Origin of the sequence: Peptoniphilus duerdenii ATCC BAA-1640 (assembly GCF_000146345.1) — a bacterium.
Lineage (GTDB): Bacteria > Bacillota > Clostridia > Tissierellales > Peptoniphilaceae > Peptoniphilus_B > Peptoniphilus_B duerdenii.
Genome location: NZ_GL397076.1, coordinates 1 through 1,371, shown reverse-complemented (window position 1 = coordinate 1,371; position 1,371 = coordinate 1). Strand labels below are relative to the sequence as shown.

General features: G+C 31.0%; 1 protein-coding gene. It reads right to left on the bottom strand.

The window, feature by feature from the left end:
* Nucleotides 1-145: 145 nt before the first annotated feature.
* Nucleotides 146-1,284 (bottom strand): IS3 family transposase gene (locus HMPREF9225_RS09650; protein ID WP_245526554.1). Its coding sequence is split into 2 segments (ribosomal slippage): nt 146-1,044 and nt 1,044-1,284, totalling 1,140 coding nucleotides; the frame shifts between segments, so codons are not numbered across the junction.
* Nucleotides 1,285-1,371: the final 87 nt, after the last annotated feature.

The following is a 1,371-nucleotide window of genomic DNA, read 5'->3' as shown; positions in this document are numbered from 1 at the left end:
GGTATGTCAACACTTTTTAGGACAATTCAAAATCGAATAAATCATTAGACTGATTTCAAAACATTCTAAAATATATTCCTAAATAGTCAAGGGTTCGGCTACGCCAGAATCTTACGATTCTCCCTTGACTATTTCTCCATATATTTTATTTGTTTGTTGAAATCAGTTCTAATTCTCTGTATTTTCTCGGGCTCATGTATCCTAATGATCCATGTAGTCTTATGTTGTTGTACCAGTAGACATATTCTGCTAGTTCTTGTTGCAGCTGTTTTAGGTTTCTAAATTTTCTTTGGTATATGAATTCTGTTTTCATTGCTTTGTTTATTGTTTCTGCTACTGCATTGTCATACGGACTTCCTTTTTTGCTTAGGGATCTTTCTATTCCGAATGTTTTTAGGATTTCTTCTATTTTCTTGTTGTCATATTCTTTCCCTCTGTCTGTGTGGAATATTTTTATTTTGTTTAATGGTTCTTTTATGTTGTATATTGCTTCTTTTACTAGGTTTGCATCTTTCTTTGATCCTGCTGCATAGCCTATTATTTCTCTGTTGTGCAGGTCTATTATGGTACATATGTAGTTCCAGTTATTTCCTACTTTTACGTATGTTAAGTCACTTACTATTGCTTCTAGTTTTTCTCTTTCATTAAATTGTCTGTCTATTTTGTTTTCTATTTTACTTTCGTTACTTACTGTTTTTTCTACTTTGTATTCTTTTACTGCATAGTTTGATACTAACTTATTTTCTCTCATTATTCTTGAGATTTTTCTTCTGGATACTTGGTATCCTTTATTTTCTAGTTCTACTTTTATTTTTCTTGTTCCGTAGTTGTTTTTGCTTTTTCTAAATATTTCTTTTATTTCTTTTTCTATTTGCTCTTCTTGTTCTAGGGGCTTTTGTTCTTGTTCTTTTTCTTTGTCAAGGTGGTAGTATATGAGGCTTCTTGTTATTCCTAGTATTTTACACATTGCACTAATGCTATATTTTTCTCTGTTTGAGATTATGAGCTTTATCTTTTCCCTAGCAGTAGTGCTGCTTGCTTTAAAATATCATTTTCCATTTCTAGTTGTTTTAGTTGTTTTCTTAGTCTTATTATTTCTTTTTCTTCTTCTGTTCTGTTGTCGTTTATGTCAAATGATTGTGTGTTGTTGTACCTTTTTACCCAGCCTCTTATTGTGGATGGGGCTATTTGATATTCTTCTCCTAGCTTGTTGTATGTATAGTTTCCTTGGTTGTATATTTCTACTATTTGCTTTTTAAAGTTTTCTTCGTAATGTTTTACCATTTCCTTGTCTCCTTTTCTTTGGGTTTTACTATTTTGTTTAGTATATCATGTTCGATTTTATTTTGTCCTATTTAGTGTAGCCTATCC